Annotated in this window: 5 protein-coding genes; 3 read left to right on the top strand and 2 right to left on the bottom strand. The window is 51.4% G+C overall.

What is annotated here, in order from left to right; all coding sequences use genetic code 11:
* Positions 1–109 precede the first annotated feature (109 nt).
* Positions 110–1,456, bottom strand: a complete 1,347-nt coding sequence (gene mnmE, locus HMPREF2959_RS02740) for a tRNA uridine-5-carboxymethylaminomethyl(34) synthesis GTPase MnmE (protein ID WP_002243384.1) — start codon at positions 1,454–1,456, stop codon at positions 110–112.
* A 130-nt stretch (positions 1,457–1,586) separates the two neighbouring features.
* On the opposite strand from mnmE, the gene HMPREF2959_RS12525 reads away from it, so the two are divergent.
* From HMPREF2959_RS12525 to app, 3 genes are all read left to right on the top strand, one after another.
* Positions 1,587–1,742, top strand: coding sequence for a hypothetical protein (locus HMPREF2959_RS12525; protein ID WP_070696376.1), 156 nt, complete (start codon positions 1,587–1,589; stop codon positions 1,740–1,742).
* Positions 1,739–2,170 carry a DUF2335 domain-containing protein gene (locus HMPREF2959_RS02725; protein WP_002243385.1) on the top strand — a complete coding sequence of 144 codons (432 nt, stop codon included), beginning with the start codon at positions 1,739–1,741 and terminating at the stop codon, positions 2,168–2,170. Before HMPREF2959_RS12525 ends, HMPREF2959_RS02725 begins: the two co-directional genes overlap by 4 nt.
* Before the next feature lie 133 nt (positions 2,171–2,303).
* Positions 2,304–6,620 (top strand): adhesion and penetration autotransporter App, encoded by a 4,317-nt coding sequence (app, locus tag HMPREF2959_RS02720; protein WP_070696375.1) that lies wholly within the window; start codon positions 2,304–2,306, stop codon positions 6,618–6,620.
* 108 nt (positions 6,621–6,728) lie between these two features.
* Here app and HMPREF2959_RS02715 read toward each other — a convergent pair whose 3' ends face one another.
* On the bottom strand, positions 6,729–7,451 hold the full coding sequence (locus tag HMPREF2959_RS02715; RefSeq protein WP_002218110.1) for a Fic family protein: 723 nt from the start codon (positions 7,449–7,451) through the stop codon (positions 6,729–6,731).
* Positions 7,452–8,065 lie beyond the last annotated feature (614 nt).

Below are 8,065 nucleotides of genomic sequence, written 5' to 3'. Positions count from 1 at the left end.
CCTTGTCCTGATTTTTGTTAATCCACTATAAAACCGAACGGATCGGATTCCCGTTTTTATGGGATAACGGAATGTTCAGCCGGACACCGCCCCGGTGCTTTCGATCCGTTTATTTTCCGATACAAAACCTCGAAAAAATCACGCCGAGCAAATCATCTGCGGTAAATTCCCCCGTGATTTCGCCGCACGCGACCTGAGCCAAGCGCAAATGTTCCGCAAGCAGCTCGATTTGATGGTTGCCGCACAATGCCGCCAGCGACAATTCTTCCTGCGCTGCTTTGAGTGCGTTGACGTGCCGCGTCCGCGCCAAAAACAGCCCTTCGCTTTCGCCCTGCCAACCGGCCTCGCGCAACAACGTCCGTTTCAGCGCGTCCAAGCCGTCGCCGGTTTTCGCCGACAACGGAATCACCGTATCCGCACCCGTTTCAAAAGCCGCCGCCGCACTCGTGTGCAAATCGGATTTGCTGTGGATTTCGATGCGTTTCAACTCCGGCGGCAACGCGTCCAAAATCGCCCGTGTCTTTTCATTCAAACCCTCGCGCGGATCGACCAACACCAGCGCGACATCGGCTTCGGATACGGCTTTGCGGCTGCGTTCGATGCCGATACGCTCGACCACGTCGTCCGTCTCGCGCAAACCTGCCGTATCGACAATATGCACCGGCACGCCGTCAATCAGGATACGTTCCCTGACCGCGTCGCGCGTCGTTCCGGCAATATCGGTAACAATCGCCACTTCGTCGCCCGCCAACGCGTTCAGCAGGCTGGACTTGCCCACATTCGGCGCGCCGACCAATACGACATTCAGACCTTCGCGCAAAATCGCGCCCTGCTGCGCGTTGGCAAGCACATCATCCACGGCGCGGCGCAAGCCGTCCAGTTTGCCGCGTGCGTCTGCCGCTTCGAGAAAATCAATGTCTTCCTCGGGAAAATCTAACGTCGCTTCGACCAGCATCCGTAAGGTAATCAAGTCTTCGACCAGACCGTGTATCCGCCGCGAAAAATCGCCCTTGAGTGAGCGCAACGCCAGACGCGCCGCCGAACGGCTGGATGCGTCAATCAAATCCGCCACGCCTTCCGCCTGTGCCAAGTCCAGTTTGTCGTTTAAAAACGCACGTTTGGTAAACTCGCCCGGTTCGGCAAGGCGCGCGCCCAACTCCAAACAGCGGTTCAGCAGCATATCCATCACCACCGGCCCGCCGTGTCCCTGAAGCTCGATGACATCTTCACCCGTAAAACTTGCCGGTGCGGCAAAAAACAGCAAAAGCCCGCTGTCGATTGCCTGACCGTCCGCGTCCGTAAAATCAGCATAGGTTGCGGTACGCGGCTTGGGCGTTTTACCGCACAAAGCCTGCGCCATCGGCAGCAGGTTTTTCCCCGATATGCGTATCACGCCCACGCCGCCGCGTCCGGGCGCGGTGGCGACTGCCGCAATCGTTGGAACGTTATCCGACATAAAACCCCCGAAAATTCAAAACAGCCGCGATTATAGCAAATGCCGTCTGAAGTCCGACGGTTCGGCTTTCAGACGGCATAAAACCGCAAAAATGCTTGATAAACCCGTCCGCCTGACCTAATATAACCATATGGAAAAACGAAACACATACGCCCTCCCGCTCGGTATAGGCTCGCTGCTGGGTCTGTTCCATCCCGCAAAAACCGCCATCCGCCCCAATCCCGCCGACGATCTCAAAAACATCGGCGGCGATTTTCAACGCGCCATAGAGAAAGCGCGCAAATGACCGAAAACGCACAGGACAAGGCGCGGCAGGCTGTCGAAACCGTCGTCAAATCCCCGGAGCTTGTCGAGCAAATCCTGTCCGACGAGTACGTGCAAATAATGATAGCCCGGCGTTTCCATTCGGGACCGTTGCCGCCGCCGTCCGACTTGGCGCAATACAACGACATTATCAGCAACGGGGCAGACCGCATTATGGCAATGGCGGAAAAAGAACAAGCCGTCCGGCACGAAACCATACGGCAAGACCAAACCTTCAACAGGCGCGGGCAACTGTACGGCTTCATCAGCGTCATCCTGATACTGCTTTTTGCCGTCTTCCTCGTATGGAGCGGCTACCCCGCAACCGCCGCCTCCCTTGCCGGTGGCACAGTGTTTGCCTTGGCGGGTGCTTTCGTGATTGGAAGAAGCCGAGACCAAGGCAAAAATTAATGACAAATCCTAGGGCGTGCTTCATATCCGCCCGAACGCCGAACCGCACATATAGGCACATCCCGCGCGCCGCCCGGAAGCGGAAGCCGCGCCCTACCAAACAAACCCGAATCCCGTCAGATAAGGAAAAATAATGAAAACAACCGACAAACGGACAACCGAAACACACCGCAAAGCCCCGAAAACCGGTCGCATCCGCTTCTCGCCTGCTTACTTAGCCATATGCCTGTCGTTCGGCATTCTTCCCCAAGCCTGGGCGGGACACACTTATTTCGGCATCAACTACCAATACTATCGCGACTTTGCCGAAAATAAAGGCAAGTTTGCAGTCGGGGCGAAAGATATTGAGGTTTACAACAAAAAAGGGGAGTTGGTCGGCAAATCAATGACAAAAGCCCCGATGATTGATTTTTCTGTGGTGTCGCGTAACGGCGTGGCGGCATTGGTGGGCGATCAATATATTGTGAGCGTGGCACATAACGGCGGCTATAACAACGTTGATTTTGGTGCGGAGGGAAGCAATCCCGATCAGCACCGCTTTTCTTACCAAATTGTGAAAAGAAATAATTATCAAAAGGATACAAAGCATTACTATCACGAGGATTATCATAATCCTAGATTAAATAAATTTGTTACTGATGCCGCTCCAGTAGAAATGACCATTAATATGAATGGTAATACTTATGGAAATATAACTGACTATCCCGATCGTGTGCGTATTGGATCAGGGCGACAATATTGGCATAAAAAAAATGGTAACCCTCAACAAATCTTTGGTAGTTATAGTTACCGAATTGCTGGTAATACCCATAATCAAGTGGGAGGAAGTGATGGACACGTTAGTTTAAATGGGGACGTAAAAAAACCAAACAACTATGGCCCTCTTCCTACGGGTGTTTCATTTGGAGATAGTGGTTCTCCAATGTTTATTTATGATGCAAAAAAACAAAAATGGCTAATCAATGGTGTATTAAGAGAAGGTAATCCATACCAAGGAACACACAATGGCTATCCAATTGTACGTAAAGCCTATTTAACAAAAATCCAAGATGGAGATACTGGAGCGAGTATTTATGATATGGTGGGTGGGGCTTCTTATCTGTGGGAAGCTAAAGAATTAGGAAAAAGCACTATTAGCCAAGAAAATAATCCAAAATTTTCTCAAATGTCAGATATTGCTAATCCTAGCTTGCCTAAGCAAAACAAATATACCCCATCGTTAGATCACAGAAAACACATTACTTTTGGAGAATATGTTGAAGGCGGAGTTGGTAAACTTACTTTGAAATCAAATATTGATCAAGGTGCAGGCGGTTTGTATTTTGAGGGAGATTTTATAGTTTCGCCTACCCAAAATGAAACATGGAAAGGGGCGGGTATATCTATCAGTGATGAAAGTACCATAATTTGGAAAGTCAATGGCGTGGCAAACGACCGCCTGTCCAAAATCGGCAAAGGCACGCTGCACGTTCAAGCCAAAGGGGAAAACCAAGGCTCGATCAGCGTGGGCGACGGTAAAGTTATTTTAGATCAACAAGCAGATGAAAATAATAAAAAACAAGCCTTTAGTGAAATCGGCTTGGTCAGCGGCAGGGGGACGGTGCAACTGAATGCCGATAATCAGTTCAACCCCGACAAACTCTATTTCGGCTTTCGCGGCGGACGTTTGGATTTGAACGGGCATTCGCTTTCGTTCCACCGTATTCAAAATACCGATGAAGGGGCGATGATTGTCAACCACAATCAAGACAAAGAATCCACCGTTACCATTACAGGCAATAAAGATATTGCTACAACCGGCAATAACAACAGCTTGGATAGCAAAAAAGAAATTGCCTACAACGGTTGGTTTGGCGAGAAAGATACGACCAAAACGAACGGGCGGCTCAACCTTGTTTACCAGCCCGCCGCAGAAGACCGCACCCTGCTGCTTTCCGGCGGAACAAATTTAAACGGTAACATCACGCAAACAAACGGCAAACTGTTTTTCAGCGGCAGACCGACACCGCACGCCTACAATCATTTAGGAAGCGGGTGGTCAAAAATGGAAGGTATCCCACAAGGAGAAATCGTGTGGGACAACGACTGGATCAACCGCACGTTTAAAGCGGAAAATTTCCATATTCAGGGCGGGCAGGCGGTGATTTCCCGCAATGTTGCCAAAGTGGAAGGCGATTGGCATTTGAGCAATCACGCCCAAGCAGTTTTTGGTGTCGCACCGCATCAAAGCCACACAATCTGTACACGTTCGGACTGGACGGGTCTGACAAATTGTGTCGAAAAAACCATTACCGACGATAAAGTGATTGCTTCATTGACTAAGACCGACATCAGCGGCAATGTCAGCCTTGCCGATCACGCTCATTTAAATCTCACAGGGCTTGCCACACTCAACGGCAATCTTAGTGCAAATGGCGATACACGTTATACAGTCAGCCACAACGCCACCCAAAACGGCGACCTTAGCCTCGTGGGCAATGCCCAAGCAACATTTAATCAAGCCACATTAAACGGAAACACATCGGCTTCGGGCAGTGCTTCATTTAATCTAAGCAACAACGCCGTACAAAACGGCAGTCTGACGCTTTCCGGCAACGCTAAGGCAAACGTAAGCCATTCCGCACTCAACGGCAATGTCTCCCTAGCCGATAAGGCAGTATTCCATTTTGAAAACAGCCGCCTTACCGGACAAATCAGCGGCGGCAAGGATACGGCATTACACTTAAAAGACAGCGAATGGACGCTGCCGTCAGGCACGGAATTAGGCAATTTAAACCTTGACAACGCCACCATTACACTCAATTCCGCCTATCGCCACGATGCTGCAGGCGCGCAAACCGGCAGTGTGTCAGACACGCCGCGCCGCCGTTCGCGCCGTTCGCGCCGTTCCCTATTATCCGTTACACCGCCAACTTCGGTAGAATCCCGTTTCAACACGCTGACGGTAAACGGCAAATTGAACGGTCAGGGAACATTCCGCTTTATGTCGGAACTCTTCGGCTACCGAAGCGACAAATTGAAGCTGGCGGAAAGTTCCGAAGGCACTTACACCTTGGCTGTCAACAATACCGGCAACGAACCTGCAAGCCTCGAACAATTGACGGTAGTGGAAGGAAAAGACAACAAACCGCTGTCCGAAAACCTTAATTTCACCCTGCAAAACGAACACGTCGATGCCGGCGCGTGGCGTTACCAACTCATCCGCAAAGACGGCGAGTTCCGCCTGCATAATCCGGTCAAAGAACAAGAGCTTTCCGACAAACTCGGCAAGGCAGAAGCCAAAAAACAGGCGGGAAAAGACAACGCGCAAAGCCTTGACGCGCTGATTGCGGCCGGGCGCGATGCCGTCGAAAAGACAGAAAGCGTTGCCGAACCGGCCCGGCAGGCAGGCGGGGAAAATGTCGGCATTATGCAGGCGGAGGAAGAGAAAAAACGGGTGCAGGCGGATAAAGACAGCGCCTTGGCGAAACAGCGCGAAGCGGAAACCCGGCCGGCTACCACCGCCTTCCCCCGCGCCCGCCGCGCCCGCCGGGATTTGCCGCAACCGCAACCCCAACCGCAACCCCAACCGCAGCCCCAACCGCAGCGCGACCTGATCAGCCGTTATGCCAATAGCGGTTTGAGTGAATTTTCCGCCACGCTCAACAGCGTTTTCGCCGTACAAGACGAATTAGACCGCGTATTTGCCGAAGACCGCCGCAACGCCGTTTGGACAAGCGGCATCCGGGACACCAAACACTACCGTTCGCAAGATTTCCGCGCCTACCGCCAACAAACCGACCTGCGCCAAATCGGTATGCAGAAAAACCTCGGCAGCGGGCGCGTCGGCATCCTGTTTTCGCACAACCGGACCGAAAACACCTTCGACGACGGCATCGGCAACTCGGCACGGCTTGCCCACGGCGCCGTTTTCGGGCAATACGGCATCGGCAGGTTCGACATCGGCATCAGCACGGGCGCGGGTTTTAGCAGCGGCAGTCTTTCAGACGGCATCGGAAGCAAAATCCGCCGCCGCGTGCTGCATTACGGCATTCAGGCACGATACCGCGCCGGTTTCGGCGGATTCGGCATCGAACCGCACATCGGCGCAACGCGCTATTTCGTCCAAAAAGCGGATTACCGCTACGAAAACGTCAATATCGCCACCCCCGGCCTTGCATTCAACCGCTACCGCGCGGGCATTAAGGCAGATTATTCATTCAAACCGGCGCAACACATTTCCATCACGCCTTATTTGAGCCTGTCCTATACCGATGCCGCTTCGGGCAAAGTCCGAACGCGCGTCAATACCGCCGTATTGGCTCAGGATTTCGGCAAAACCCGCAGTGCGGAATGGGGCGTAAACGCCGAAATCAAAGGTTTCACGCTGTCCCTCCACGCTGCCGCCGCCAAAGGCCCGCAACTGGAAGCGCAACACAGCGCGGGCATCAAATTAGGCTACCGCTGGTAACACCGGATATGCCGAAAGGGGTTTGACGATGCCGCCGTGCGCTGTCAAACCCTTTTTCTGCCGCCGCCTTGTGCCTGCTCCATTGTCTGATAACCGTCAAATTGATTTTTAGCCCATGTTTGGTGGGTCGGGGAAATCTATATCTTCGTCCGTGCCGAAATAGTCTATGCCCGATATACAATTTTGATACACAAACTTGGAAATATCGGTATCGTCGCCGGAGCGATAGAATGCGGACAGTTTTTCATTGAATTGCGGCATCTGCATTTCGGAGATTTCCAAGATGCCGCAGCCCCCCGCCATCATCAGACCGTTGGCAAATAAGGTTGCCGTTCGTTTGTTGCCGTCCCAAAAAACCTGCTGCCGCATACAATAAAGCATAAAACGGACGGCTGCCTCCGTCGTCGAACCGCTTTGCAGTCCGATATTTTGTAACACGCGGGCCACTTCAATTTCCTTCACTGGATTCGGGGCATGACGGGAACCGTCCAATAGCGTTACGCCGACCGAACCGGTACGGAAATCACCGGGTGCCAAAGAATCGTCCTTGGCAACAATGTTGTTGATTTTTTTAAGGAGTGAAATATCGACCGGTTCGCCGTTTGAAATATGCGAAATCACATATTGATAGGCACGTTTCAGGTTCAAGATGGTTTGGATGTCTTCCAGTGACGCGGAGGCTACATTTTTGCCATGGATAATTTGCTCAGTCTGCAATAAGGTCGTCTGACAATTCTCAAAACGGCTGAGGTTGTGAATTTGGGCAACCAATACTTTCTTTGCCAAAAAAATATTTTCTTTCAAACTCAACTTGTATTTGTCGGGAAACACGATAATTCCTTAAATAATTAAAGCAGTACGTTAAATCATCATCTTATCATCACTTTCGGGGTTTATGTTGCATGCGTCCGTTTTCTAATACGGTTTCCCATCCCGCGAAACGAGGCGGAGGCCTGTGCAAAAAACCTGTTCACGAAATTTTCCGCATTAACGATACGCTGAAAATGCGCTAAAAATGACTGTGTTTGAATATCGGTTGATTTCATCCGTTTGTGTAACCTCGCGCCGGTTTTGTCATGATTTTGCATTATAGTGAATTAAATTTAAACCAGTACAGCGTTGCCTCGCCTTGCCGTACTATCTGTACTGTCTGCGGCTTCGGTCGCCTTGTCCTGATTTTTGTTAATTCACTATATTTTTGTCATGCGGATATTTCACGGGATGACAAAACGGGCGCAAAAAAGCCCGATTGGAAAATCCGAATCGGGCTTTTTTGTGATGTTCTGTTCGATTTGCGTACTAACTGCCGGCCGGAGCGTCCGCGCCCGGTTTGGCAGGTCGGATTCTCGAATCCGACGGCTATTTGAGATGGCAGGCTTTTGTCGGATACAAGTATCCGACCTACGGCTTGCTTTTCGTCATTCCCGCGAAAGCGGGAATCTAGA

Source organism: Neisseria sp. HMSC070F02 (genome assembly GCF_001814225.1).
GTDB lineage: Bacteria > Pseudomonadota > Gammaproteobacteria > Burkholderiales > Neisseriaceae > Neisseria > Neisseria meningitidis.
This window is presented reverse-complemented; position numbering and strand designations above follow the sequence as displayed.

Excerpts from the sequence above, each read along its gene's own strand:
- HMPREF2959_RS12525 (WP_070696376.1), top strand. The coding sequence starts at position 1,587 with ATGGAAAAACGAAACACATACGCCCTCCCGCTCGGTATAGGCTCGCTG.
- mnmE (WP_002243384.1), bottom strand. The coding sequence starts at position 1,456 with ATGTCGGATAACGTTCCAACGATTGCGGCAGTCGCCACCGCGCCCGGA.
- app (WP_070696375.1), top strand. The coding sequence starts at position 2,304 with ATGAAAACAACCGACAAACGGACAACCGAAACACACCGCAAAGCCCCG.
- HMPREF2959_RS02725 (WP_002243385.1), top strand. The coding sequence starts at position 1,739 with ATGACCGAAAACGCACAGGACAAGGCGCGGCAGGCTGTCGAAACCGTC.